25 protein-coding genes are annotated in these 25,607 nt (G+C 36.4%); 11 read left to right on the forward strand and 14 right to left on the reverse strand.

The annotated features are described in order from the left end of the window. Nucleotides 1–142 precede the first annotated feature (142 nt). Complete coding sequence (locus GJU43_RS20365; RefSeq protein WP_154343425.1) at nt 143–565, reverse strand: MgtC/SapB family protein; 423 nt, start codon at nt 563–565, stop codon at nt 143–145. Between the two features lie 53 nt (nt 566–618). Further along, on the reverse strand, nt 619–1,500 hold the full coding sequence (dinD, locus tag GJU43_RS20370) for a DNA damage-inducible protein D (RefSeq protein WP_154343427.1): 882 nt from the start codon (nt 1,498–1,500) through the stop codon (nt 619–621). Between the two features lie 265 nt (nt 1,501–1,765). Between dinD and GJU43_RS20375 the strand changes: the two genes are divergently transcribed. The 6 genes from GJU43_RS20375 (at nt 1,766) to GJU43_RS20400 (ending at nt 8,054) form a co-directional block, all read left to right on the forward strand. Beyond that, nucleotides 1,766–2,782, forward strand: coding sequence for a PEP/pyruvate-binding domain-containing protein (locus GJU43_RS20375; RefSeq protein WP_154343428.1), 1,017 nt, complete (start codon nt 1,766–1,768; stop codon nt 2,780–2,782). 184 nt (nt 2,783–2,966) lie between these two features. Beyond that, nucleotides 2,967–4,157 (forward strand): PAS domain-containing sensor histidine kinase, encoded by a 1,191-nt coding sequence (locus tag GJU43_RS20380; RefSeq protein ID WP_154343430.1) that lies wholly within the window; start codon nt 2,967–2,969, stop codon nt 4,155–4,157. Next, nucleotides 4,150–5,199 carry a response regulator gene (locus tag GJU43_RS20385; RefSeq protein ID WP_154343432.1) on the forward strand — a complete coding sequence of 350 codons (1,050 nt, stop codon included), beginning with the start codon at nt 4,150–4,152 and terminating at the stop codon, nt 5,197–5,199. The genes GJU43_RS20380 and GJU43_RS20385 overlap by 8 nt, the downstream gene beginning before the upstream one ends. A 116-nt stretch (nt 5,200–5,315) precedes the next feature. Next, the gene (locus GJU43_RS20390) at nt 5,316–5,765 is read left to right on the forward strand and encodes an Hsp20/alpha crystallin family protein (protein ID WP_154343434.1); all 450 of its coding nucleotides are present in this window, start codon (nt 5,316–5,318) and stop codon (nt 5,763–5,765) included. A gap of 101 nt (nt 5,766–5,866) precedes the next feature. After that, a complete protein-coding gene (locus GJU43_RS20395; RefSeq protein WP_154343436.1) occupies nt 5,867–6,697 on the forward strand; it encodes an ATP cone domain-containing protein in 831 nt (276 codons plus the stop codon). A 1-nt stretch (nt 6,698) separates the two neighbouring features. Continuing rightward, a complete protein-coding gene (locus GJU43_RS20400; RefSeq protein WP_154343438.1) occupies nt 6,699–8,054 on the forward strand; it encodes an MBL fold metallo-hydrolase in 1,356 nt (451 codons plus the stop codon). Here GJU43_RS20400 and GJU43_RS20405 read toward each other — a convergent pair. Beyond that, a complete protein-coding gene (locus tag GJU43_RS20405) occupies nt 8,051–10,555 on the reverse strand; it encodes a cation-translocating P-type ATPase (protein WP_154343440.1) in 2,505 nt (834 codons plus the stop codon). The two genes, GJU43_RS20400 and GJU43_RS20405, sit on opposite strands and share 4 nt — an antisense overlap. Before the next feature lie 93 nt (nt 10,556–10,648). Beyond that, nucleotides 10,649–11,089: an OsmC family protein gene (locus GJU43_RS20410; protein ID WP_154343442.1), complete on the reverse strand. Its 441-nt coding sequence runs from the start codon at nt 11,087–11,089 to the stop codon at nt 10,649–10,651. A 309-nt stretch (nt 11,090–11,398) separates the two neighbouring features. On the opposite strand from GJU43_RS20410, the gene GJU43_RS20415 reads away from it, so the two are divergent. The 5 genes from GJU43_RS20415 (at nt 11,399) to GJU43_RS20430 (ending at nt 14,324) form a co-directional block, all read left to right on the forward strand. Then, nucleotides 11,399–11,926 (forward strand): DUF1269 domain-containing protein, encoded by a 528-nt coding sequence (locus GJU43_RS20415; protein ID WP_154343444.1) that lies wholly within the window; start codon nt 11,399–11,401, stop codon nt 11,924–11,926. A gap of 54 nt (nt 11,927–11,980) precedes the next feature. Further along, entirely contained in the window at nt 11,981–12,649 is a 669-nt protein-coding gene (locus tag GJU43_RS20420) for a BON domain-containing protein (protein ID WP_154343446.1), read from the forward strand. A gap of 93 nt (nt 12,650–12,742) precedes the next feature. Then, on the forward strand, nt 12,743–12,907 hold the full coding sequence (locus GJU43_RS22875; RefSeq protein WP_195760077.1) for a hypothetical protein: 165 nt from the start codon (nt 12,743–12,745) through the stop codon (nt 12,905–12,907). A 37-nt stretch (nt 12,908–12,944) separates the two neighbouring features. After that, nucleotides 12,945–13,424, forward strand: coding sequence for a hypothetical protein (locus tag GJU43_RS20425; RefSeq protein WP_154343448.1), 480 nt, complete (start codon nt 12,945–12,947; stop codon nt 13,422–13,424). A 69-nt stretch (nt 13,425–13,493) separates the two neighbouring features. Next, on the forward strand, nt 13,494–14,324 hold the full coding sequence (locus GJU43_RS20430) for a universal stress protein (protein WP_154343450.1): 831 nt from the start codon (nt 13,494–13,496) through the stop codon (nt 14,322–14,324). Between the two features lie 118 nt (nt 14,325–14,442). Here the strand turns inward: GJU43_RS20430 and GJU43_RS20435 are convergent, their stop codons facing one another. From GJU43_RS20435 to GJU43_RS20480, 10 genes are all read right to left on the reverse strand, one after another. Then, the gene (locus GJU43_RS20435; RefSeq protein WP_154343452.1) at nt 14,443–14,889 is read right to left on the reverse strand and encodes a hypothetical protein; all 447 of its coding nucleotides are present in this window, start codon (nt 14,887–14,889) and stop codon (nt 14,443–14,445) included. Between the two features lie 175 nt (nt 14,890–15,064). Further along, nucleotides 15,065–15,754 (reverse strand): TIGR00730 family Rossman fold protein, encoded by a 690-nt coding sequence (locus GJU43_RS20440; RefSeq protein WP_154343454.1) that lies wholly within the window; start codon nt 15,752–15,754, stop codon nt 15,065–15,067. 23 nt (nt 15,755–15,777) lie between these two features. Continuing rightward, entirely contained in the window at nt 15,778–16,449 is a 672-nt protein-coding gene (locus GJU43_RS20445; protein ID WP_154343456.1) for a BON domain-containing protein, read from the reverse strand. Between the two features lie 12 nt (nt 16,450–16,461). Next, nucleotides 16,462–17,121, reverse strand: coding sequence for a BON domain-containing protein (locus GJU43_RS20450; protein WP_154343457.1), 660 nt, complete (start codon nt 17,119–17,121; stop codon nt 16,462–16,464). A gap of 642 nt (nt 17,122–17,763) precedes the next feature. Then, the gene (locus GJU43_RS20455; protein ID WP_154343459.1) at nt 17,764–18,843 is read right to left on the reverse strand and encodes a glycosyltransferase family 4 protein; all 1,080 of its coding nucleotides are present in this window, start codon (nt 18,841–18,843) and stop codon (nt 17,764–17,766) included. 6 nt (nt 18,844–18,849) lie between these two features. Next, nucleotides 18,850–20,058 carry a DUF1972 domain-containing protein gene (locus tag GJU43_RS20460; protein WP_154343461.1) on the reverse strand — a complete coding sequence of 403 codons (1,209 nt, stop codon included), beginning with the start codon at nt 20,056–20,058 and terminating at the stop codon, nt 18,850–18,852. A gap of 118 nt (nt 20,059–20,176) precedes the next feature. After that, on the reverse strand, nt 20,177–21,247 hold the full coding sequence (locus GJU43_RS20465) for a glycosyltransferase family 4 protein (protein ID WP_154343463.1): 1,071 nt from the start codon (nt 21,245–21,247) through the stop codon (nt 20,177–20,179). A gap of 1 nt (nt 21,248) precedes the next feature. After that, entirely contained in the window at nt 21,249–22,475 is a 1,227-nt protein-coding gene (locus tag GJU43_RS20470) for a glycosyltransferase family 4 protein (RefSeq protein WP_154343465.1), read from the reverse strand. Next, nucleotides 22,472–23,161 carry a DapH/DapD/GlmU-related protein gene (locus GJU43_RS20475; RefSeq protein ID WP_154343467.1) on the reverse strand — a complete coding sequence of 230 codons (690 nt, stop codon included), beginning with the start codon at nt 23,159–23,161 and terminating at the stop codon, nt 22,472–22,474. The genes GJU43_RS20470 and GJU43_RS20475 overlap by 4 nt, the downstream gene beginning before the upstream one ends. A 1-nt stretch (nt 23,162) precedes the next feature. Next, entirely contained in the window at nt 23,163–25,523 is a 2,361-nt protein-coding gene (locus GJU43_RS20480) for a hypothetical protein (RefSeq protein ID WP_154343469.1), read from the reverse strand. Nucleotides 25,524–25,607 lie beyond the last annotated feature (84 nt).

A 25,607-nucleotide genomic window follows, 5' to 3' on the forward strand; every position in this document is an offset into this window, starting at 1 on the left:
GTGCAAATTTACTTTTCATAAAAGAGACCTGACTTTCATTTGTATAAAAAACCAGTAAACTGTAAACACATCTAATAAGCCGGACGGACAGGCTTGCCTAATATTTTTTTTCGACTACCTATTACCAAAGGTGAATATCTCCTTATTTTCTATTTCTTAACCATTGATTTACCGGTTCGAGCACGGTATTTACAATCGTTACTAAAAGCGTACAAATTAAAGCTTCACTAAAATAACCTGAAGCAGTAATACAGCCAATGGCTGCACTGCACCAGATGGTAGCAGCAGAATTCAATCCGTGTACATTTGGCCCTTCCCTAAAAATAACTCCGGCCCCCAGGAAACCAACTCCCATGACCACCTGAGCCGTAATTCGGGTTACATCGATATTTGTAGCAGTTGCCGAAACTTTTACAGACAATAATACAAAAGCAGCAGCTCCGGTGGCAACAAGCATATTGGTGGTCAGGCCTGTTTCTTTGTGATGCCATTGTCTCTCGAACCCAATAATTAATCCTGCTATTAATGCCGCTATCAATCGTAGTGAAAATTCTGTTGTACTCAAAACTATTTATTTTTTTAAAATGATTAAAATCCTTATTATCTCTTGATTTACAGTCAGCTTTCAGCTACTGAACCGTTCTTTTTTACTGTTTTTTTTGTAGTTTTCAATTCTTTATCTTTTTTTTCTGCCAAATAGATATTTTCAACAACCGGCATATTTTCAGGTAAAGCATTTCCGGTATCTTCAATTGCCTTGCGAGCCTTTAATCCCACCGCAAAATGAATACTATTGGCATCAACAATATCTTTTACATTATCATTCCTTAGTTTCTCTGTAGTTTGCGTGATACGATACAAATTGGCCGCCAGTTCCGTAGTATCCATATGATCCAGAATATTTTCATGAGAATCAAGATGTCTGATCTCACGGATTGCTTTTACATCAAGTCCTCCATAAAGCCCTCTGTAGCCATGGTTTTGAAAAAATGCAAAATCGGAAGGTTTTGTAATCCCCGATTTACGGGCTGCACCGGCAAGCTGAAGGTTTCTTCTGGCCAGTTCCTCTCGAAGAAAAAGTCTTCTCTCTTTTACAATTTTTATTTTTTTATGCTGCTGTAGCTGAGTTAGTTCCTGTAAACGAGTCTGTCTTGCAAAATAGGCCTGTCCCAGGGCAACGGGCTTCAAATCTGGGTCTCCATTCTGAATGGCGAGATAACAGCCGTAACGCGATAATTTAATATCTCCATTATTTCGCTGCAAATCATCTCCCACTGATTTTATCGTACTAAAATCTTTAAAATGTATCCCTGTATCCTGATCTGCATTAATACAGGCTGCCTTTGCCTTGTCTATTACCTTCAAAAACAAACTGTATTCAGGATAATCCAACAATTTAGCAAGCTCCTTAGCACTCCAATATTCACAACCTTTTTTATCGGTTTTTCGAAGTTTTTCAAAAACTGATTTATTTTTCTCTTGTGTCTTTTTCGTTTTCATATTGCTTTTTTTTCCAATTATAAAATTTCCGGCATTTGACTTTTTTAGCACAGGATTGTATTCAGATTTCCAACAGCATATACTGCTATGAGACAAATGTCACTTATTATTTAATGCTGTAAAATGATCTGCATCACATATCTCCAAGTCTGGCATTCTCAAAAAAATCTAGTACATGATTGCAGTCATTTCTAATAATGGGATGCCAGTCTATCTTTAATTCAAAATTAAAGCCCTAAAAACACACAATTTTAAAGCAGCGATAATGGAGAAATATATTTTAGATTTTAATCAAATAGGGATTAATGATAGTGACAAGGTAGGAGGCAAAAATGCTTCGCTGGGAGAAATATATAACAATCTAATTCCGCAGGGAATCAGAGTTCCAAATGGTTTTGCCATTACAACAGCTGCTTATAAAGATTTTATACATTATAATAACCTAAGTGCTCCGCTGGATGATTTAATGAAACTTTTGGATAAGGAAGATTTTAGGAACTTAAATGAAATTGGTTTAAAAGCCAGAAAGTTATTGCTTGCTGCAAAATTCCCATTGAATCTTCAAACCGCAATTTCATCTGCTTACAACGATTTATCCCGTGGCAGTGACCTGGCTGTTGCGGTAAGAAGCAGCGCCACAGCAGAAGACGTGGCCAATGCCAGTTTTGCCGGACAACACGAATCTTTTTTGAATATAAAGGGAACTATGCCGCTTATATATGCCGTTAAATGCTGTTTTGCATCACTCTACACGGACAGAGCTATCAAATACAGACTGGATAAAGGTTTTGATCACGATAGAGTGTTTCTTCCTGTAGGGATTCAGCAAATGGTTCGCTCCGATTTGGCCTGTTCGGGAATTGGATTTACACTAGAACCTGAGTCAGGATTTCGGAGCCTGATTCATATTGCAGGTACATGGGGTCTGGGTGAAACAATCGTTCAGGGGATTGTTACACCCGATGAGTTTGTTGTATTTAAGACTTCTCTTAAAAATAATAAAAGGGCCATATTGCAGAAGACTCTTGGCAAAAAAAATAAAATGCTTATTTATAATGAGAATGCAGCCGGTATCAATTCTACTGTCCTGAAAGTAACTCCCAGAAAATGGTGCGATAAATTTGTTCTACAAGATTCCGAAATTGAAAAACTGGCCAAATGGGCGCTCCTTATAGAAGATCATTATGAAAAACCGATGGATTTTGAGTGGGCTAAAGATGGCCTCAATGGAGAACTTTATATTCTTCAGGCCAGAGTATCAACTTTAATGCAGATGGTTTGATTAATGGTATTAAAAATAGAAATACTGCTTTAAAAAACGATAATATTGAACAGAAAAATGCCTCTATAGGGCAGAGCGCGATTGCACAAATGAACAGAATTCTTTCTTAAAAAAATTAAGCCTGTAAGATACTGATTATCAAAAACATTTTGCGACATTTGTTACACCACAAACCGATTGCTGTATGAAAAATCAGGCGCTTTTAAATGCAATAATTGATAATGCAATTGACGGCATCATTACAATCAGTGAAAAAGGAATTGTAGAATCGATAAACCCTTCTGCATGCAGGCTTTTTTTGTATAGTCCGGACGAAGTGATTGGCAAAAACATTTCACTTTTGATGCCCTCTCCCGACAGAGAAAAACATGATTCCTACTTAGGGAGTTACAAATCCTCTGGAATTCCGCATATTATTGGTCACGACCGGGATGTACTGGGAAGAAAAAAAGACGGAAACATTTTTCCCTTCAGACTTGGCGTAAGCGAAGTAAAATTTGAGGGAGAACGAATTTTTGCCGGCTTTATTCATGATATGACGCACCAAAAAGAAGTAGAAAACCGGTTGATGCAATATACGCAGCATTTGGAAGAACTGGTAAAAGACCGCACTGCCACTTTAAATGAAACCATTGATGCCTTAACTCAGACAAAAGAAGAAGTTAGCAGCACACTAGAAAAAGAAAAAGAACTACACAAAATTAAAAGCCGGCTATTATCCATGGCTTCCCATGAATTCAGAACACCACTCAGTACAATTCAGCTCTCCTCGTCCCTAATTCAGCGTTATGCAGAAAGCGGAAATAACACAAAGATTGAAACACACATAATCAAAATAAAAAGTGCCATAGCAAATCTTACCGGAATACTGGACGATTTCCTGCTTCTTGAAAAAGCGGAATCCAATAAAATTACACTGCAGATATCCTGTTTTGATCTACAGGATTTTTTAAAGGAAATTATTGGCGAATTAAAACTTCTTACCAAAAAAAAACAAAAAATAATCAGCTTACCCAATACTGATGTTACACTTGTAAAATTAGACAAAAATCTTCTGAAAAACTGCATTATTAATCTGGTCACCAATGCTATAAAATACTCCGGAGAAGAAACCGAAATTGAGCTTTTTACTTCTATGACTTCAAATACAATAACAATCAATGTCAAAGACAACGGTATAGGTATTCCTGAGGAAGACCATGAGCATTTATTCGAGGCTTTTTTCAGGGCGCATAACGCAGGTAATATTCCCGGAACAGGTCTCGGGCTGCATATTGTGTCCCGCTATGTATCCCTGATGAACGGCACTATATCATTTAAAAGTGCTGTTGACAAAGGAACCTTATTTACTATTGAATTACCGCGTTATGACTAAAATACTTATCATTGAAGACAATGACAATATTAGAGAAAATGTTGTCGAGATACTGGAACTTTCAGGATATGAGGTTTTTGAAGCAGACAATGGAAAAAAGGGAGTTGAAATCGCTCTTAGAATGAAACCTGATATTGTACTTTGCGACATTATGATGCCGGAACTTGACGGCTTTGGCGTATTGCACATTCTTCATAAACATCCTGAAACACGGGCAACACCCATAATTTTTTTAACCGCAAAAGCAGAAAGAGTTGATATAAGAAAAGGTATGGAACTGGGTGTTGACGATTACCTAACCAAACCCTTTGATGATTTAGAACTCTTACGGGCTATCGAGGCCAGACTCAAAAAAAGAGAACTACAACAGCTGTTTTACGGACAAACGGCAGAAAACCTCAACACTTTTATTTCTAAGGAAGATGGGCTGATTAAACTTAAAGAAATTATGCTGGAACGCAGCGCCAGAACCTATAAAAAAAATCAATACATTCATTACGAGGGCGATCATGTAACAGGAATTTATTACATCATCAGTGGAAAAGTTAAAACCGTAAAACTTACCGAAGATGGTCGTGAGCTCATTACGGGTGTTTACAAAGAAAATGATTATCTCGATATAAGTATTCTATTTTCTAATGATACTTATAACGACACCACTATTGCTCTCGAAGAAACCGTTTTAAGTTTTTTGCCGACGGAACAACTGGACAAACTTCTTTTTCTTTATCCGGATGTAGGAGCAAAATTTATTAAAATTCTTGCTAATGATATGAGAGAAAAAGAGGTTCGTCTCTTACAGATAGCTTATATGTCTGTGCGAAAAAGAATTGCCCAGGTCATTGTACATTTATTACACCAGCACAGCACTGACGGTTCTTCTATTAAGTTCAGCAGAGATGATCTTGCCGCTTTTTCAGGAACTTCCCCGGAGACCGTAAGCCGAACGTTAAGGGATTTTAAAGAAGAAGGATTAATTGAAAAAACAGCCAGCAGCATTCATGTCCTAGATTTAGAAAAACTGAGTAAAATTAAAAACTAATCTTTAATGTGATGAATATCATTTTATTAAGTGATTTTTATCATGATGTCTCCCGGTTATCTGCTCTAATTTTGATTAAACAATTCAGCAAATGTTTAATTTAAATTTGTTTTATCATGACAACACTGGCAAAAACAAAGAAAAAGGCATCTGTGCCAAGTCTTTTTCAGGATTTTTTTAATGAGGGTTTCTTTGACACTCCGCCTTTTTTCACTTTTGAAAATCAGACAGGAAGTTTTATTCCCAATGTAAATGTGATAGAAAATACTGATAATTTTGAGATTGAACTGGCTGCACCCGGACTCGAAAGCAGGGATTTTAAAGCAGAGATCAATAATGGCGTATTAAATATCAGTGCAGAAAAAGAACAAGAATTCAAAGAAGAAGATAAAAACTTCAGAAAAAGAGAATTTTGTTTCACTTCTTTCAGTCGTTCATTTGTACTTCCTGAAAACATAGCCACTGATAAAATTGATGCTACTTATAAAAATGGCGTTTTACGAGTGATGCTGCCTAAAAAAAACAGCAGCGTTAAAACACCTGTCAAACAAATTAAAATTGGCTAATACTAAAAGAACAGGCGGCTGAGGAGAGAAATTCTTCAGGTACATACCGTTTTTGTCGTATTGACAATTAAAAAAATTATCCCGTAAAACTCCCGAACCCTATGAAAGTAATAAAGCACTCCGGGCAAATTGTACCTTTCGATATAGAAAAACTAAAACTTTCTCTTCAAAAATCCGGAGCTGCACCTGACCTCATCAAGGAATCACTGGCCCAAATACAGAAGCAGATGTATGAAGGAATAACGACCAAACAGATATACAAAATGGCATTTGCTATTTTAAAAAAAGCCTCCAATGGTCATGCTGCACGTTATAACCTGCGTGCTGCCTTACAAATGCTCGGACCGGCAGGTTTTTTCTTTGAAAAATTTATTGCACAACTCTATGCTGCAGAAGATTTTAAAACCAAAACAAACTTGATACTGCCGGGAAAATGTGTGTCGCATGAAGTAGATGTAATCCTGAAAAAAGACAACATCATCTCAATGATTGAATGTAAATTTCACAGCAGCAGAGAAGCTTCTTCAGATGTAAAAGTTCCTATGTATATTCTTTCCCGTTTCAATGATCTTAAAGTAAAAAAACATACTCTTTTTTCTAATAATGAAACCATTACGTCCTGTATCATAGTAACCAACAACCGGTTTACTAAAGATGCTGAAAACTTTGCCAATTGCAGCGGAATCTCGCTTTTAAGCTGGGACTATCCGAAAAATAATAACATCAAAAATAAAATTGATAAAGGAGTACTCTACCCTATTACCTGCCTCACGACCTTATCAATGGTTGAAAAAGAGAAATTGCTGATTCTGGACCAAATACTTGTAAAAGATCTTATTACCGATCCGCAAAGTCTTTCTAAGATAGGTCTTAGTGAAAACCGGGTGAGAAATGTACTAAAAGAAGCTTCCCAAATTTGTAAACTGATCTGAAATGAAAATAAAATTTATAGGAGGTTCGGGAACTGTAACAGGCTCAAAAACACTCATAGAAAGCAATGGCATTAGAATATTGGTTGATTGCGGGCTCTTTCAGGGGCTTAAAGCTCTAAGGGAACTCAACTGGGATCCATTACCCGTATTGCCTTCTACAATAGATTATGTATTGCTTACCCACGGCCATCTGGATCATTGCGGCTGGCTGCCCAGACTGGTTGCTCAGGGATTTACAGGAAAAATATATTGTACCAGTCCAACCAAAGCGGTTGCAAAACTTGTGCTTTTAGACAGTGCAAAAATTCAGGAAGAAGAGGCCAGTAAAGCCAACAAAGAGCATTATTCTAAACATGAAAAAGCAGAGCCTCTGTATACCGTACCGCAGGCCGAAGCTGTCCTTCCGCTTTTCAAAGTCATTCAACCCAATACATCCCTGGTTGTAGCCAATGATATTGCTGCCGTTTTTTCAAATGCGGGACATATCATAGGTGCCTGCACTATTACGCTGACGCTCGAGGGCAAGACTTTGGTTTTTTCCGGCGATATCGGGCGTGATGATGATGTTTTAATGTTTCCGCCTACAAAACCTTCAGCTGCCGATTATATCTTTTTAGAAAGCACTTACGGGAATCGCCTGCATCCTGATCTCGATGTGAAAAAAGAACTCGAAACCTATATCAATAACACCATTAAACAAAACGGAACCGTAATTATTCCGGGGTTTGCCGTTGAAAGGGCACAATCGATCATGTACCTTTTGTGGCAGCTTAAAACAGAAGGCAGAATCCCCAAAGTTCCGTATATCCTTGATACGCCTATGGGTGCCAGTGTACTTGATGTTTTTCTGGAACATATGGAATGGCACAAACTCTCTGCCAGTGACTGCTATGAAATGTTCAGAATGTTCAGGATAGTTTCTGAATTTGAACAAACCACCCGCATTATCGAAGATCCACAGCCCAAAGTAATTGTAGCGGCAAGCGGCATGGTTACAGGAGGCCGTGTGTTATCTTATTTTGAAAAATATATAGGTATTGAAAAAACGACAGTGCTAATTGTGGGGTATCAGGCAGAAGGTACCCGCGGAAGAAAACTTATTGAAGGCGCACCTGAGATTAAAATTTATGGAAGATATTATACCGTAGAAGCTCAAATAGTGCAAATTGAAGGACTCTCTGCACACGGTGACCAGCAAGATTTGGTAAACTGGCTTTCTGCCCTTAAAAATCCTCCAAAATGTATTTATTTGGTTCATGGCGAAAACCTTCCGGCAGATGAGTTACGGGTTAAAATCCAGGACCGGTATGGCTTTAAATGCAGTGTTCCTTTTATGGGAAGTGAAATAGAGATTTAATTTTTGGCTCTTCTTCTTATGCTATATTTAATTCCTTCAAACCACAATACTGATACGGAACCTGTCAAAAGACACAGAACCAGCTGAAAAAATGTAATCAGCTCAAAACTAAAAAGAGAACGCAAAAAGGGTATCGTAAATAAGGCTATAGTCAAAAGTGCGGTAACAGCCGTTATGACCGGAACCAAAATGTTTTTATATCGAAGAGTAACCCACAAGGAGTAATAAAAAGACCGGTTAACAAGCGTAAGTACAACATTTGCCGTGATTAAAGTCAAAAATACCATGCTGCGTGTTATATTTTCTTCCAATTTATTATATACGGACCACTGATAGACAAACAACAAGCCGAGGGTTATTGCAATTCCCTGAAGAATACTTATTGTCAGTTCCCCTGCATTAAAAAATGTTGAAGTTAGCGGCCTTGGTCCCCGCTGCATTGTATTTGCTTCTGCAGGTTCATTTTCATAAATTATAGAGCAGGTTGGTCCCATAATAAGTTCAAGCAGAATAACATGAAGCGGACTGAATATATTGGGATAGAGCCATCCTAAAGCAAGCGGCAGGAAAACAATCAGAATGATGGGAATGTGGATGGATATAATATACTGAATCGCCTTTTTTAGGTTCGCATAAATTTTCCTTCCCATGGCGACAGCATCAACCATTTTAGAAAGATCATCTTCTACAAGAATAAGCGAAGCTGCATCTTTTGCTATCGAAGTCCCCTTATTCCCCATCGCAATACCTATGTGTGCTGCCTTGAGCGAAGGCCCGTCATTTACACCGTCTCCGGTCATGGCTACAATTTGTCCGTTTGCTTTCAAAGCATTTACAATTCGTAATTTCGCATCGGGGAACATTCGGCTAAATACATTAATATGCATTACTTTAGTTTGCAGTTCAGCATCGCTTAACTTCATGAGTTCATCTCCGGTAATGGATTTTTCAGAGCCCTCAAAACCAATTTCCTGAGCAATGGCATTTGTGGTTCGGGCATTATCACCCGTAATAATCTTTACGCCTATTCCTGCAGTATAAAATGATTTTAAAACCTCGGTAATATTTTCTTTAGGAGGATCATAAAAAGCGACTAAACCTTTAAATGTAAATGGAATTTCCTGCTGTTTTTCGGGATAACTATCGCCCTGAAGGCTACCCCCGGCAACACCAAGCACCCTGTAACCGTTGCCTGCTAATTTATTCATGGCGTCTGTTACTATTTCTTTTTCCTGAGCTGAAAGACGGCAAACTTCCAGAATAGCCTCCGGCGCTCCTTTTGCAGCAATAATACGATGGCCTCCTGTATCTTCAAATACATGGGTCATCATGGGAGGTTTGCCGGACAAAGGATATTCATGGACCATTTTAAAAAAGACAGTCAGGTCCTTATTCGTAAATTTTTTATAAGTCGTATGAAGTGCCATTTCCATAGGATCAAAAGCAATTGGCTCGCTTGCCCACATTGCGGTTGTAAGCAGTTCTTCCGTTTCTTTTGATTCTTTGAAAGTGTCTGCCGCTGCTTCTAAGCCCGAAGGCAGGTAAAGTCTTGCCAGTTTCATTTTGTTCTGTGTGATGGTTCCGGTTTTATCGGTGCAAATCACCGTCGCACTGCCTAATGTTTCTACTGTTTTCATTTGTTTCACTACAATCCCCATCTTCATGAGCCTGCGGGCTCCCAATGCCATAAATGTGGTAAAGGCTACCGGAATTTCTTCGGGCAAAATACTCATGGCCAGCGTAAGAGCCATTAAAAGACTTTCCAGGACATTCCCTACTCTTGAATAGTTGATTCCCCAAACCAGAATAAACACTAATGCTCCCGAAAAAACCATTTTCTTTATAAAATTACCAATCTGGAGTTCTAACGGGGTTTTCTCCTCTGCAATAGCTTCAAGACTGCTGCCTATTTTACCCAGTCGTGTTTCGTTTCCAATGGCAGTAATTTTAACTATAGCCAGGCCGCTCACAACGGTAGTTCCGGAAAAAACAACAGGATTTTCATTGTCCTTGTCCTTGAAAACCGCCATTGCCTCACCGGTAAGAATCGATTCATTTACCGAGAAATCATTCGAACTCATAATAGAGCCGTCTGCCGGAACCAGACCGCCTTCTTCTATAATGACCAAATCTCCCGCCACAATGTCCTGCGTTTTGATATTTTGCTGCTGCCCGCCGCGAATCACTTTACACAAAGGCTGTGTAAATTCCTGTAATTTTGCCAGCGCATTCTGGCTCCTTTTTTCCTGATAAAGTGAAATGGCTACGATCAATAGAATCGAAACGGAAAGAAATACTGCATCGCTGTATTGCTTATTGATAAAATAGATTCCTGAAGCCACGAGCAATAAGAGAACCATTGGTTCTGCAAAAATGCTTTTTAGAAAAGCCAAAAACCTGTTTTCTTTTTTGTAATTATAGGTATTACTTCCTAAAAGCTTCCGTGAATCGATTACCTCATCAAAAGTTAATCCTGTTAATTCCTCTTCTTTTGTGTTCATAGCATCTTTTAGGTAAATAAGGTTTATAGTAATTTAAAGGTAAAAAAATAGTTTTTTGCGTAAAAACAGGCTTTAAACTGAAAAGAGAAATCATTACTCTTCTACCCGAACCGATGGAAACAGGTGAAGTCTCACTTTTAAAGCTTTCACAACCAAACAATGCTCCTTGCAGACAGAAAAAAGTTTCAAAGTCCTGTTGATCTGATTTCGTTCTGAAATAGTTACTACCGGTCTGATTACAATATCCGTAATCTCTGAAAATTCATCAGATATAAGGAAAGATGCACGTGCTGTACTCTTAAAGCTTTTAAATTTAATCCTTTTATTTTTTGCTGTCCTAAAAAATGATGTCATATAAGAACTTTCTATCGAAGCAATAAATAAATGCTCTGCTGACCATACATCGCCATTTAGTTTTTGTAAACACGAAGACGGTGCCAATTCTATTGCATTGTTAAAAACCAGGGCACTTAGCTTTGCGTTCTGATTCTCCTGCCAATTTAAATCTACCTGATATTCCTGTGAAGTCTCCATAAAATGTTTTTAGTAAAACCGTTTTTTAAATCTGGCAATAAAGTGATTTCAGCAATGGCAGATACTAAGCTAAATTAGTTTATCGCGGAGTGAAACAATATGATATGCATCACATTATGCTAAAAACATATTTCAACAGAAACTGATCTATATCATTTTTATTTTCAATGTTTTAATAGAATTTTACCATACAAATCTAAAGTTCTTTTTAACATATTTTCATCATTTTATCTAATTAATACTTATAAAAAATACTACAATACAAGAAAGCTTCATTCCAAAACTTACAATAACAAAAAATACAAAGTCATGGAAAATCAAAAACTATTTGTAGCAAATTATAAAACACTGCAACAAGCCGAAGATGCTATCATAAAACTTAAAAAAAGCGGTTATGATATTACAAAACTTTCTATAATGGGAACTGATTGTTATACAGAGCAAAGTGTACTAGGATATTTTAACATTTATGACAAAATGGAAAAATGGAGTACCGTGGGACTATTGGCTATTGGGCTTTGTGGCCTTTTATTCGGATTATTTTTCCTTTTCAACTTCAACGTAAGTCTTCCTTATTTTAAAATCCCAATTATATACGCATGTGCGGCGATACTTCTGGTAGCTTCCCTGCCTTTAATTATTATGGGATTTTCAAAAGAGAAGTCCATTACGTACAAAACAGAAGTAAAGGCTCGAAAATTTATGCTGGTGGCCCAGGAGAGTAATGCAAAAATTGAAGTAATACAAAACATATTACAAATTCATGTTCCTAAAGAAAATTCACTGGCCGAGCAACAAAACAGGATGCTTTTAGAGAGCGAAAGTTTCGAATTATAGTAAAAATTTCAAATCAGCGTAATTTAAGTACCCAACTATTTAAATAAAAACATCATGAAAACAAATGAAGAATTACAAAAAGACGTGCAAAACGCGATTAAATGGGAGCCACAGCTGCATGCAGCTGAAATTGGTGTAACTGCCAAGGAAGGTGTTATAACCCTTATGGGAACAGTTAATGCCTACTACAAAAAACTGGAGGCCGAAAATGCTGCCAAAAATGTAGATGGCGTAAAAGCAGTGGTCCAGGAAATAGAGGTCAGATATTCCAATAGCCCGAAGTCAGACGAAGATATTGCCAATGATGTACTAAAAGCCTTAAAAGATAACTGGTCTGTACCTGATGATAAAATTCAGGTAAAAGTTGAAGAGGGATGGATTACCCTTGAAGGTCAGGTGACCTGGAACTATCAAAAGGAGGCTGCAGATCAAGCAGTAATTTACCTTCCGGGTGTTAAAGGACTCACCAATCATATCATGATAAAAGCAGAAATACAAAATGAGATTGATAAAAAAAATGTTCAAAGAGCACTAGCCAGCAACTGGGCCCTGCATTCTGAAAACATTTTTATTAAGGTAGACGGAACAGAAGTTACTTTAACAGGATCGGTATCCTCTATTTATCAAAAAGATTTAGCCGAAAAGATAGTCTGGAAAACCCCCGGCATCTGGTCAGTAAATAATCAGCTTGTTGTAGAACATAAATATGCCATCTCCGAGTAATTAAAGAAGAGAGAGTTGCTCCTCCCTTCTTTTTAGCTGGAAAGCAGTAAAAGATTCGTTTTATTTTAACCAATCCTATAAATTTTAAATATTATGGAACCAAGCTGGATCATATTAACCTTTACCGGTATTATCGTATTAATTATGATGGTTTACCTTTTGACACAAAACAGAAAAGACAGAAAAGCCTACGAGAGAGATTTAAACAGACCTCTGCATCCTTACGAAGAAGAATCTGAAGTAAATGATATTGAATAACAGAATTGCCTTTATAATTTTTGATAAATAGTAAAAAATGAAAAACCTGATACTTTACATCGCATTTTTAATAAGTGCAACGCTGTTATTTATGAATCGCTATACGGATTTGTATATTAATAATTCTATAGTGCATTTTATACTTTTAGTACTAGCATCAATTACATTTATTTTTATTCTGGGACAGGCATTTGGAAAATTAAAAACAACAAAATCAAAGTTATTTACAATAGTAATAATCGGGATTGTCTGTTTTATACATTCCTTTTTAACCTGGGGCGGTGACTGGAAAACACAAACGATTCTCTACAGGAATATATCTAATGATAACAGAACAGTAGAATTCCAGATGAGAGGTGACCGTTTTTCCTTTGGCTATAAAAAACGCATTATAAACCGTCTCAAATTAGTGCCGGGATTTGACTGGACGACTGCTATTGATACCGCTGCTATAAATCACAAAGAATGGCAAAAACAAAACATTTATGTAAATGAAATGCAATTTGCTTCAAAATAATTGCCTCAGGATTTATTTATTTCAAATTCAAAAAACACAGGGCATCTGCAACACGAAAAGAACAGAAAGATGAAAAAAATACTCGTTACAACTGACTTATCTTACAACTCTAAAACAGCGGCACGCTTTGCCATACAACTTGCTTCTCAGGCTTCCTATGAACTTACATTTCTTTACATTAACACTTCATTTATTATTGACCCTTTTTCAGCCGTTACGTTTGTAGGTCTTCCTGAACCCGACACTAAACTACAAGAGCAAAGCCTTATGAAATTCGTAAAGACACTATACAGACAAACTGGTAAACAACCCGGTAAAATAAATTATATAGCCGAGAATAAATTAGACGTAAATGAAGCTATTCTTGAATGTGCACGAAAAATCAAGGCCGATTATATCTGTATGGGTACAAGAGGCGGCGGCCTGGCGAATAAATTATTAGGAAGTCATACCAATAAAATTTTACATGATTCTCCGGTTCCGGTTCTGGTTGTACCCAAATATTACAGGATGAAAAAATTAAACTCTGTGCTGTATCCTTCTGATATTGAAAATATAAATACAGAATTGCCAATGATTAAAAAGTTTGCCGCAGCATTCGACGCCCCCATTGCAGTTTATCATTATGATTATTTTACAGACGAGGACGAGATCCATAAAGAATTAAATAAAATAGCACACAAATTCAAATCAGAGAAGGTGTCCTTTTATTTTAAAAAATTAAATCCTGAAGTATCCTTATTACGTCACTTGCAGATTGATATTATAAAAACCAGGCCCTCCATCATTACAATGTTTGCCAAAGCAGACAGAAGCTGGTTTGAACAGCTTTTTCAATCCCTTAAAACCTCTGAAAAAGGCTTTGATACCAAAACTCCAATGCTCGTATTTAGAAAATAAATAATTGGCCTGAAAATCAGTTTTTCGCAGATTTCCAGGCCAATTATTATTCAATTGCTAAACAAAGTCCAATGGCAATTTTATTTTTATTTTATCGTTTGTAAACAACCAGACGTAATTAAGGCACATCAAACTCCTGGAATTCACACAAAGCAGCTTCAAGTTTGAGTTTTTCCTGCAAATAATCTAATTTAAGTGAATCTAAAGTATGAACAACTGATGAATCAAAATTTTCCGTAGTGGTTTCATAATCCTTAATATAATTCACCTTCTTTTTAAATTGATCAAGATGATACCGGGCTTCATACAGTCTTTTTTCTGCTTTATTGTTTTGCCCTTTTATTTCCATGACTTGTTCTTGCTGGTTAATAATTAATTCTGCAGATGTGATTATACTATCGGACTCTTTGTTAAGCGAAGACCACTTTCTAAGCGTTTGCTGCTCGATATTTTTGACTGCCATTACTGAATCTGAATCAGCTATATCTTCAATTAACGAACTTTTATCCTGACAGGAATATAACAATAATGTTATAACACCTAAAATACTAAATTTTGATTTCATAGTTTTTACTTTAAATTCTGATGTTTTATATTTCCGTGTTTAAATATCAAAATGCATTCTGCCAGACAGATGCAAAAGTAACCCCTTGCTTAGATGACCATCATTTTTTGGAAAAAGCAACCTCTTTACCAGAACGGATCAAAAAATAATAACGACTTAAAAACATCAATAAAGATTAAGGCCTAAATTTTGGTTTGAGACCATAATGTTTAATACTATGTTCCATGATAAAAAGTCTTGCTTCTTCGATATCATCTGTTATCATAAATAATTTTGCATCAGAATCATTTATAGTACCCTGCCGTTTCATGTGATTAATATGTTCAATCAGTGCTTTATGATATTCTGTATTGAATATAATAATCGGAAAGTTTTTAATCTTTCCGGTCTGTACAAGTGTAAGCGCTTCAAAATATTCATCCAGTGTTCCAAAACCTCCCGGCATGACCACAAAGGCAAAGGAATATTTTACTAAAAGTATCTTGCGAATAAAAAAATGTTTTGCCACTACCCAGCGGTCAAGATAAGAATTTGGCATCTGATCAACCGGAAGTTTAATATTACACCCTACAGATTTGCCGCCAACCTGCTTTGCTCCCCGGTTTGCCGCTTCCATAAGACCAGGTCCACCGCCTGTCATTATTGTAAAACCAAGTTTGGCATATTCGCCGGCCGCTTTCCTGGTAAAATCATAATAAGGATGATCTTCTTTAAAACGGGCAGATCCGAAAAAAGTAATACAAGGACCAATGGTGTATAGTTTTCTAAAGCACCTTATCAGTTCCCATAGAGTAACTATTATAAATTTCAGCTCGGTAAACCTCGATTGCGGACCTTCTAAAAACTGAATTTCAGACTTATCCATTTGAGTTTTTGCGCTATCAGAATTTAACATAGATAAGGCTGCTCCAGGTTGACTTTTAAATGATTGATTACTTTTATTACTCCGGGAGTTTTATACGCTATTCTTTCCGCTTCTTCTTTTTGAAAAACAGAACCCACTGTTCCTGATAACTGAACTGTTGCACCGACCACCTGAATATTTATTTCATCCATATCAAAAGCCCAGTGTCTTTGCAGTGCTTTCTCCAGCAATTCTTTTTCTACCTGATCCGAAAGTTCTCTTTTAAGTTTAATATTATTGGTAACCCCTCTTATTCCTTTTTGATTTCCTGCCAGCTCACAGGCAATATCCCGCTGAAAATTCCAGGGCAATATTCCCTCAAGTGTAACCCAGCCTTTTTCGACCGTTATGGTTACAGCCCCTTTTGGAACGATATGGTTTTCCTTAAAATTACGTACAAGCTGTCTGGCAAGCTGCTGATCTGAAACAACAGCTGATTTTTCAAATACCACCTGAATTTCATCGACAATTGCCGCTACCCCTTTTATTTTCTTTGCAGCATGCAGGGCTTCTGATTTTTTTACCAGTGCGTTCACATTTCCAGTCAGGGTAACTATTCCGTCTTTCACAATAACACCAATTTCTGCAGCATGTAACAGCGGTTCAAATTTAATTGCTTCCTGTACCTCCCTTTGCAAAATTTCATTACTTTTCATAGCTGTGTCTTATTAATTGAATTCTACCACAAGTTCATTATCTACATACCATACACCCGGCGTATTCCAGGCGATTCGCTCTGCTTCTTCTTTTTGAAAAAGAGAATCTACTATACCACTCAGATGAATGGTTTTCCCATCAACTCTTACTTTAATATTATCAACATCAAGAATCCAGCTGCGACGAAGCGCTTTCTCAACAATTTCCTGACCAAGCTCATTCTTAATCTCGGCTTCTATCTTTATCTTATCAATTACGCCTCTTACTCCGGGCAGGTAACGAATAGCATTATCTGCCGCTTTTCTTTGAAAATTCCAATGTAGAATTCCATCGAGCGTTACCCATCCATTCTCTACCGTAACTTGTATTTTATGATCCGGAACAGCCCAGTTTTCTTTCAGGGCTTTAACAACTGACGCCGCTATATCGGTATCACTTTTAATCGCTGAGAAATATAACTCAACTTTTATATCATCAACTACGGCCTTTACTCCTGCAATATTTTTGACAGTCTCTTCTGCTTCTTTTTTCTGAGTGTAATTATCTACCGTTCCTCCCAGAGTAACAATACCATCCTGAACACTAACATCAATTTCGTTAGAACTCAAAAGAGGCTCCCAGTTGATTGCTTCTACTACTTCTTTATGCAAAACATCATTACTTTTTTTCATGGCGAAATTTTTTAAATTTTACTTTAGACTAGTACTATTAAGGCATTTTCAACCTTGGATTATAAAAGTAAAATTCGAATAATAAAACAGTACCAAAAATGATCTGTATCAATCTAAAAGATGATAGAAAGCATACATTGCTCACTTAACCGGTTCTGGTTTTTAAATACTATTCAGGATGTGGGCACTTGTTTTATGAGTATTCAGGTAATAAATAATACCGATGTTGTTCGCGTCTAACAAACAACATCGGTATTATTTATTGCTTAAAAATGGTGAAAGTGTATCGATAGTATTGAGCATTCCAGAATGCTACTGAATAACAGACAGAACGTCTGTTTCTAAAAAATCCACAAAAAAAATTAGAACCTAACTAACAATGTTTTATACCAAAACCAATTCCCGATATTATGATCACTTTAAATTGATAAACGATATTCAGCAAATTCAGAAACGAGGGGGCAAATTATTCTGAAAGAGGCTGGTCTGACTAATCTGTACTTTAACTAAACCGAAGAAAAACTAAAAAAATAACCCTTTGGATAAAGTTGTTCAAACGAATATGTAATTATTTATACTGTAGCAAACAAAACATTTTACATATAATTAGGTTCTAATGAAGTTTTTATTCCTACCGAGGAGTTACTTATTTTCAAGTTTTTTCAATCGATTTCTCCAGTAATGCAGCTTGTTAATCATCAACAATATTCTGACTATTGCAGAAAATGCAATAATACTTGCCACAATAATTAAAGTTATCGACATTAAGGATCGTAAAGTGGTTGCAATGATGAGCAGGAAACCACAAATCGTACTGATCATAAGGGCCGTCTTTTTATGACTCAGTCCTACCTGCAAAAGTAAATGATGCAGATGCGATCTGTCGGCACTAAAAGGAGAATTCCCTCTTTTAATTCTTCCCATGTAGACCCTTAAAGAATCGAAAACCGGAATTGAAAAAAATAAAATAAGGAACAGCACCGTATAACTGCTGGAGTGATCTCTGTCTATTTCCTGTTTTTGCAAGAACTTTATTGCCTCTGTGATTAAAATAAACCCAATGAATAAAGAACCGGAGTCGCCCATAAAAATCTTTTCGCTGCTTAAATTGAATCTTAAAAAACCTAAAACAGCTCCAATAAACAGTATACTGGAAAATGCGAGGTTATAATCCTTAAAATAAAGAGCAATAGAAAAGAAGATTAAAAAACCCAACAAAGACAATCCTCCTATCAAACCATCTACTCCATCCATGAGATTAAAAGCATTGACTACACCGGTAATGATCAGAATTGTTACCAGGTATTGTTGCCAGATTACAATTTCATAAATGCCAAAGACTCCAAATAATGATGTTATTCTTGTTCCGGAAAATGCAACTAACAGGGCCAAAAGAAACTGTATAATTAATTTATATTTAGCACTGATGTCTTTTTTGTCATCAATAACACCAACAATGAGTAAAACCATTGCCGATCCAATTATGGTTAGATATTCCTTCAGAAAAGATAAGCTGTATCTGGAAACAAAAATGGTCACCAGAACTGATAAGCAAATCGAAATCCCTCCCACTAACGGTACCGGAGTCAGATGCACTTTTCTGTAATTGGGTTTATCCACCAGATTAATTTTTAGGGCAATAATTCTGACCGCGGGCACAAAAACCAGCGTGAGAATCAGGGATAATAGTCCGTACGAGATAAATTCGAATACTGTTTTCATGAGCTGTTAGTTTTCGTAAAATAAATTAGTGTTATGTAAGTGTAACAATTGAAGTTCCTGCAGGAAAGAAACCTCCATATTTTGTAATTCAGAAGAGACATGTACTTTACTTTTACTGGAGAGTGCTTCTTTAATTAACAATTCATACAATCCGGAAATTGTTTTCCAGGTATACCTCCGCTCTGAGATTAGTGCCATTTGAGCCCCTATATTGTTTAACTGACGGGCTGTTACCGAATTTAAGGTTTCTACTAAATTTTCTGCTGACGAAAAGTAAATCGCTTTGCCTTCCGTAGTGGTGACATTGTAAGAAACTTTAAAGGCTAAAACGGGTAATTTTAGATACATGGCCTCTACAAGAGAAGGATTTGTACCTCCTGCTGAATGCCCGTGAATATATAATGCTGCATTTCCTCTGATTAAATCGATTTCCCGCTGCTCGTATATAGGATCAAATAAATGAATGTTGGCGGCCTCTTTGTATGTTTCTTTTAATTTTTGTCCGTAGGGGCTGTTGTTCCAGTTTCCGACAAGTACCAGGGGCATATTCTTTTTTATTTTAAATGCTTCCAGTACTAAGTGTACATTGTTCTCCGGCTCAATCCTGCAGACTTTTACAGCGTATCTTGTTTGTAGAAAAGGATACTTTTCTACATCTGCTGTAGTTGGTAAAACTTTTAGTGTGTGATCTGCTCCATACGCAATGACGCGACTTAAGGTTTTGTATCGCAATGCTGTGTAATCCTGAATTGATTCATTGTCTGAAATATCAATGTGCGAATATTTAACCGCTATCTTCTCTGACCACCACAAATATAGTTTTGCCAGTAAGGACCATTTATCTCTTTTCCATTCGATACCATCAATTGATATAATAACTTTCTTATTGGTAAAAAATCGTATAAAAGGTATTAGCCATGCGCCTGCGACACCCAAAATTAATAAAACATCATTTTTCATCAGGGCATGAAGTATAGAAATAGAATCGTACGGAATACTTTGAATTCCATTTGCTTCAAGTGGGATATAGCGCAACTTTGCCCCTTTATAGGATCGCAACTGTTCTTCTTTTTTATATTTCTTCTTAGAACAATAAACCGTAAAATCGTACTTGTCTGATAAGTTAGTTACTAAATGGTCCGCAAGGGTTTCAAATCCTCCGTATTTTGCCGGTAATCCTACTGTGCCAATAATGGCAATTCTTTTATTTTTCATCGTCTTTCTATTTTCTATATCCTTTGCCAAAATCATACTAAAAAACCAAATACTTAATTATCAGTGTATTATAAATTACAAAATATTGAAATTTTCCATATTTTGGATTTAATTTCATTTAGTGGAATAGTATTGCTGCCGATTGTTTTTCAAAATATTCCAAACTATATTCTTTACTCATCTCAAAAGCATTGGAACTCATCGTTTTATAAAGTTCTTTATTTTCAAACAACTCGTTCAGCTTATCAGATATCTGATCAATTTTTTTACTTTCAATCAAATAACCGTTTTTTCCCTCTGTGACAAGTTCGGTAACACCACCAACGGGAGGAACAATCGTTGGCAGACCATAAGACATAGCTTCAAGAATGGTTAAGCCAAATGTTTCGACCCAAAGTTTTGGATCTGATAAATTCAAGACCACACTTGCTTCCCTGTAAAATGAATGCGTATCTGTTTGTGTTGGATAAAGAAGTAAGTTCTCCGGAAGTTTTACATCTTTAAAGTAGTGCTCTATTTCTAAAACTGATGCATTGACCACCAGTTTAAATACATATCCCGAATTAGTCTGTGCTAATTTTAAAAATTGATCTACTCCTTTATAGGCTTTTAACGAGCATATCATTAAAACAATCTTTTTTTGTTTTTCTAAACTTTTGTTTGCGAAAGCCAATTTTACAAAGTCCTCTTCTAAAACATTATAAATCACTCTCTTTCGAATATGTACGGGTTCTGCATCTGCTAAAAATTTAGAAACATAAACCACCTCATCTGCAAATAAATTCACCACTCCAAAAAGAAATTTCTTGAATACAACAGGCTTCATACTCGTTTCGTGTACATGATAAATCACTTTATTTCCTCGTATTCTTCCTGCAATGGCAGCCCCAAAAGGAAGTACGGTGTTAATATAGACCACATCATTCTTTTTTAAGCTGAACAACAATTTACAAGCAAGCAACAACTGACTTATGGTTAGAAAAAGGAGTCTTAGCAAAGGATTTTTCATAAACCTGTACCAATAAAAATGATATTTTATATCCGGCAGTCCGGACAAAAAACCTGCTCTGCCACTGCAAGTGTACAAATGCAGATCGACACCTTTTTTAGCCCATCCTGTCAGTAATTGTTTTAGCACCTTGGGGCTTCCGCTATAATCGTTTAATAAATGAATTGCTATAACTCTCATATCATAAGGTATTATAAATTGTTCTCAGATGTTCACCTCTGCTCTCCCATGTAAATCTTTCCAGATAGCGTTTTCTTGCCGCAGCGCTCATTTCCCTTAATAATGCATTATTTAAGTATAATGTACTTAAAGCTTCTTTCAAATTAGAAACCGTTTCAGCATAATTGGAGTGTGGAATTACAAAGCCGCATTGAGGTGTTATGTACTGGCCGGGACCAATATTATCAAGGCAGATCACCGGCAGTCCAAAAGACAAGGCTTCTGCCACAACCATTCCCGCACCTTCATGCGATGGAAACATAAATACGCTTGCTTTTTGATACAGCTTCATCAGTGCTGTACGTTCTATCCATTCTATTATTTCAACATTATCCTGAATTTTGCTCTCTGTTATTATCTTTTCATAAAGCCCCCTTTCTGGTCCTGATCCTACCAGTATGAGTTTGCAATTGGCACGCTCTGATACAGGAATAGACTCCAGAAACAAAATAAAAGAACGTATGGTAAGGTCGAATCCTTTAAGTGGTACAAAACGTCCGGCGCTGATCACCTGAAAGTTGTTCTTTTTGTCTTTATCTTCCGTACTAAAATCTTCTGACGCTACAGACGGAAAGACAGAGTAAGAACTTCCTTTTAGATGAAGTTTCTCTGCTACTCCGGTATTCATGCACCATATATGGCTGGCATTGGTTACTGTTTTTTTAAGCCCTGTTGAATACTTCCAGAATAAATTCTTTACAAGCCAGGTAAGACGATCTTTGATGATGTATTTAATTTGGTAAGGTTTCAGATAAACACGCGGAATGAGCGGATGGTGTCCTACCGGGCCCCAAACCAAAGGTTTCCCGAGTTTCCATAAAAAACTGGGTGTCCAGTCGTTATGGAAATTTACGTTGTGCACAATATCAAAATCAAGTTGTTTCTTTTTGATATGAGCAACGATTCCTTTTTGCCACATATAATAATACAAAAGGGCACCGCGGCTTCCTTTCTTCCAAAACCGCATCCAGTAGGGAAGATCAAAATACAGAAAAGTAATATTGTTATAAATGGTACCGGGATTTTGCTTCATATACAATTCAATTGCCTCCCGGTTATTTTCCCTGGTAACAGCAATTACCTTATTAAATCGGGCTATTTGTCTGACGAAGTTCCAGCCCATTGCATCTTCTGATCCTTTAAAGGGATTCACGGCATAGCAGCTGGCCAAAATGGTTTTCGTATTCATGGTCTCGCTTTTAAAAGTTTAGAAGGTACTCCTCCTATTATACAATCCTTAGGAAATGATGTAGTAACAACACTCCCTGCGGCTATCACACAGCCATCTCCGATTTCTACGCCGTCCAGAATGGTTACTTTGCTTCCAATCCAGCAATTTTTGCCAATCTTTATTCCTTTTCGGGTAACTCCCTGATGTCTTATTAAAATATCTTTCTGGTCACAAATGTGGTTCTCGGGATGACAGCTTAGATATTGTCCTGCAATACAATCATCTCCAATTTCAAGACCGCCCGCTCCTCCGAGATAGGCAAACTCGCCAATACCGACGTTATTCCCTATTACAATCCTGTCTCCAAGATTATTTAACGAGGTTGAAATTATGATTCGGCTGAAGGCTCCTATACTTACATTATCGCCAAACCAAATTCCGTTTTTACCCAGAGCCGAAATAGCAACATAATTACCTAATCGTAAAAACCGCCCCCAGTGTATTTTTGACGGATTGAAAAAAGTTACGTCTTTACCCAACATAAGTCCTTTTGTCTTTTTGAAATAAAAAACAACTCTTAATCCTCTGATAATGGCGATACCCTGTATCCAGAAAAATTGTATCAGGGCTGCCGAATCCAAACGATCGTCAAACTTAAAATCAGGATTGCGCAGCTGTATCAGTTTTTGTAAAAGTTTTTTCATATCAGCTGTTGATTAAAGTTTGCAAAACAATACGCAGGGTGTGATCTATTTCTTTATTTTCAATTGTTTTATAAATTGTAGTACTGCTGGTTTGCTGCAGTTTACTAAAGAGGCTGCAGTAATTAATCGTCAGTTCATTTATAATTTTCTCATCGAGTTCTTTTTTTCTGTTGAGAATAGTTTGTGCATCGGCAAAAAGAAAAAAATTGAACTTTGGCTTCAGCAGTAATTTGTATCCCAGAAATGATATTTTTTTGGACAGAACAAGATTACTTCTTTTGCTGTCTTCTATAAAATCAAAGTAATAACGATCATAAATCACCACATATCCTCGTAGGGTATATTTTGTAAAAATGATAAACTGTCCAAAAAAATAATCGGTATAATAGTAGGCAAACCGTATTAAAGAAGATAGTATATTTTGATTCGTACCGGAATGAGGCAGTGTATTTTCAAAACTTTCCTGAGCCTTTTTTCCTCTAAAAAGGACACTTATAATAGGCAAAACAGAAGGACGGTGGCGCAAAACTACTACGGGTTTTCGTAGTTGTTTTTCAACCATATATTTTACATTTTCGATTATGGTTGATTTTCCTGCTCCGTCGACACCACTAAAAGTTATTACATACCCTTTCGAGAAAGGGCTGAAAAGTTTGTCATACAGGTAATACAATAAATTTATAAAATAAAAGATTCCTCTGTTTTGTTTATTTCTTCTGAGGTCTTTAAGCAAATCGCTTTTATTCAGACAAACGTCCTGAATATCCTGATCTGAATCATTTTTTACAAGCTGATCTGGCTTATGCTCTTTGTACATTTTATATTTTTGGGGAACTGCTGCACCATTCAAAATATAAAATCCATTTAGATAGCTTTGCGTATCTAAAAACGATAAACATTTTACTCCAAAGCTATTCATACAAGTATTGTCTAAGGCTTTTTGAGCATCCATAAAAACAATATTTCTTCTTTTAAATTCCCAAATTAAATCGATTGATAAAATAGATCCATCTATCATTACCACTTGTAAGGTGTTCATAAAAGATTTTTTATTCTGAGACACTTTTACCACTAAGGAATGTTTTTTTAGCAAATTAAAAATTGCTGCAGAAAGGCTTTTGTCAATCAGCAAATCAATATCTGAATTCACACTTAGCCTGTCAGGATATTCGTTTGGAAATTTAATGGCTGCATAATCTTTATTTTGCAAGGCATCAAAAACATCCATAATGACAAGCTCTCTGGCTGTTTTTTCTTCTATGGCAAATTCATTCAAAGCATCATTCCAGACTTGTAATAACCAGTCTACCTGAAGGTGCCATTTAGGCTGAAAAGAATATATTCTCAGGTAATTCATGCAGTTTATAAGCAGATAATACTTTAAATATTTACCAAATATTTCTAAATCATAATTAAAAAGAAAACTGGCAGACTCTCCGCTGCATTGCTCTTTTATATCGTTATAAATTTCTTTCCATGATTTTCGGTCTACTAAAATTCCCTGCTGTATAATAAAATGGAAATAATCAAAGCCGGTTGGCCTGTCATAAGCGAATAATTCCCAATCGTATAATGAAATTTTTTCTTTAGATTCAAACATGTTCCATGAGGTGAAATCACCATGCGAAAGAGATACATTGATATAATCGTCCCCGGAAATGTCATCCAGGAGCATGCCTATTTTTCTGAGCATATTTTTAGGTATTCTGCCATCGGTGATTTGATTGAAACCAAACTTTAATTCATTAAATAATTTCCAGTCTTGAATTTGAATCAGGTGGTTTCCTCTAAAATTCATTTCAGTCAGCGCTTTCAGGTGCGCAATCTCAATTTTTTTGGTACGTTTCCCGCCGCCTGTGATATCAGAAAGCTGAAGCACGTGTTCTGAAATCTGTTTTGTTTTTGGAATTTGAAAAAAATCAAAAGCCACACCGGACAAAATTTTATGCTCGGATTTAATTAATCTTTTTGCATTGGTGGTGGTTGCTATCTTAAAGAAAGAGGCATCGGTATATAAAATGGCTTTATTATTAGCCCCGATAGTTCCTGTAAATAGGGCCCAGTTGTCTGTACAATCAAAAAAAGAATTTTCCTGTTTTTTAAAATAGTAGGTCATTTTATTGAAAACAATTTTCTGCACTTTTAGTCCAAAGACCATTTTAACTGCCCAGGTAAACATCCTGGCGCGAATGCCTCCTACATTGTAAAACTTCAGGAAAAGAGGCTCTGTATTATTGGCGTTCCAAATCCATCTTATTGTACCATTAGGATTTTTAATAAACAGAACATCCTGAACCACATCCTGTTCACTGATTTTTTGATTCGAAATAGTGTACCCGATTTTGCTAAATATATTTTCCATGATAAAAAAGTTTTATTAATCAACCTGTTGGAAAAATCGTGCCTTAACCGTAAATTACTTATTTACAGTGATTTACGATAAAAA

The sequence above is a fragment of the Flavobacterium sp. LC2016-23 genome (assembly GCF_009674775.1).
In the GTDB taxonomy this organism is placed as follows: Bacteria; Bacteroidota; Bacteroidia; order Flavobacteriales; family Flavobacteriaceae; genus Flavobacterium.

Excerpts from the sequence above, each read along its gene's own strand:
- dinD (WP_154343427.1), bottom strand. The coding sequence starts at position 1,500 with ATGAAAACGAAAAAGACACAAGAGAAAAATAAATCAGTTTTTGAAAAA.
- GJU43_RS20375 (WP_154343428.1), top strand. The coding sequence starts at position 1,766 with ATGGAGAAATATATTTTAGATTTTAATCAAATAGGGATTAATGATAGT.
- GJU43_RS20380 (WP_154343430.1), top strand. The coding sequence starts at position 2,967 with ATGAAAAATCAGGCGCTTTTAAATGCAATAATTGATAATGCAATTGAC.
- GJU43_RS20385 (WP_154343432.1), top strand. The coding sequence starts at position 4,150 with ATGACTAAAATACTTATCATTGAAGACAATGACAATATTAGAGAAAAT.
- GJU43_RS20390 (WP_154343434.1), top strand. The coding sequence starts at position 5,316 with ATGACAACACTGGCAAAAACAAAGAAAAAGGCATCTGTGCCAAGTCTT.
- GJU43_RS20395 (WP_154343436.1), top strand. The coding sequence starts at position 5,867 with ATGAAAGTAATAAAGCACTCCGGGCAAATTGTACCTTTCGATATAGAA.
- GJU43_RS20400 (WP_154343438.1), top strand. The coding sequence starts at position 6,699 with ATGAAAATAAAATTTATAGGAGGTTCGGGAACTGTAACAGGCTCAAAA.
- GJU43_RS20405 (WP_154343440.1), bottom strand. The coding sequence starts at position 10,555 with ATGAACACAAAAGAAGAGGAATTAACAGGATTAACTTTTGATGAGGTA.
- GJU43_RS20410 (WP_154343442.1), bottom strand. The coding sequence starts at position 11,089 with ATGGAGACTTCACAGGAATATCAGGTAGATTTAAATTGGCAGGAGAAT.
- GJU43_RS20415 (WP_154343444.1), top strand. The coding sequence starts at position 11,399 with ATGGAAAATCAAAAACTATTTGTAGCAAATTATAAAACACTGCAACAA.
- GJU43_RS20420 (WP_154343446.1), top strand. The coding sequence starts at position 11,981 with ATGAAAACAAATGAAGAATTACAAAAAGACGTGCAAAACGCGATTAAA.
- GJU43_RS22875 (WP_195760077.1), top strand. The coding sequence starts at position 12,743 with ATGGAACCAAGCTGGATCATATTAACCTTTACCGGTATTATCGTATTA.
- GJU43_RS20425 (WP_154343448.1), top strand. The coding sequence starts at position 12,945 with ATGAAAAACCTGATACTTTACATCGCATTTTTAATAAGTGCAACGCTG.
- GJU43_RS20430 (WP_154343450.1), top strand. The coding sequence starts at position 13,494 with ATGAAAAAAATACTCGTTACAACTGACTTATCTTACAACTCTAAAACA.
- GJU43_RS20435 (WP_154343452.1), bottom strand. The coding sequence starts at position 14,889 with ATGAAATCAAAATTTAGTATTTTAGGTGTTATAACATTATTGTTATAT.
- GJU43_RS20440 (WP_154343454.1), bottom strand. The coding sequence starts at position 15,754 with ATGGATAAGTCTGAAATTCAGTTTTTAGAAGGTCCGCAATCGAGGTTT.
- GJU43_RS20445 (WP_154343456.1), bottom strand. The coding sequence starts at position 16,449 with ATGAAAAGTAATGAAATTTTGCAAAGGGAGGTACAGGAAGCAATTAAA.
- GJU43_RS20450 (WP_154343457.1), bottom strand. The coding sequence starts at position 17,121 with ATGAAAAAAAGTAATGATGTTTTGCATAAAGAAGTAGTAGAAGCAATC.
- GJU43_RS20455 (WP_154343459.1), bottom strand. The coding sequence starts at position 18,843 with ATGAAAACAGTATTCGAATTTATCTCGTACGGACTATTATCCCTGATT.
- GJU43_RS20460 (WP_154343461.1), bottom strand. The coding sequence starts at position 20,058 with ATGAAAAATAAAAGAATTGCCATTATTGGCACAGTAGGATTACCGGCA.
- GJU43_RS20465 (WP_154343463.1), bottom strand. The coding sequence starts at position 21,247 with ATGAGAGTTATAGCAATTCATTTATTAAACGATTATAGCGGAAGCCCC.
- GJU43_RS20470 (WP_154343465.1), bottom strand. The coding sequence starts at position 22,475 with ATGAATACGAAAACCATTTTGGCCAGCTGCTATGCCGTGAATCCCTTT.
- GJU43_RS20475 (WP_154343467.1), bottom strand. The coding sequence starts at position 23,161 with ATGAAAAAACTTTTACAAAAACTGATACAGCTGCGCAATCCTGATTTT.
- GJU43_RS20480 (WP_154343469.1), bottom strand. The coding sequence starts at position 25,523 with ATGGAAAATATATTTAGCAAAATCGGGTACACTATTTCGAATCAAAAA.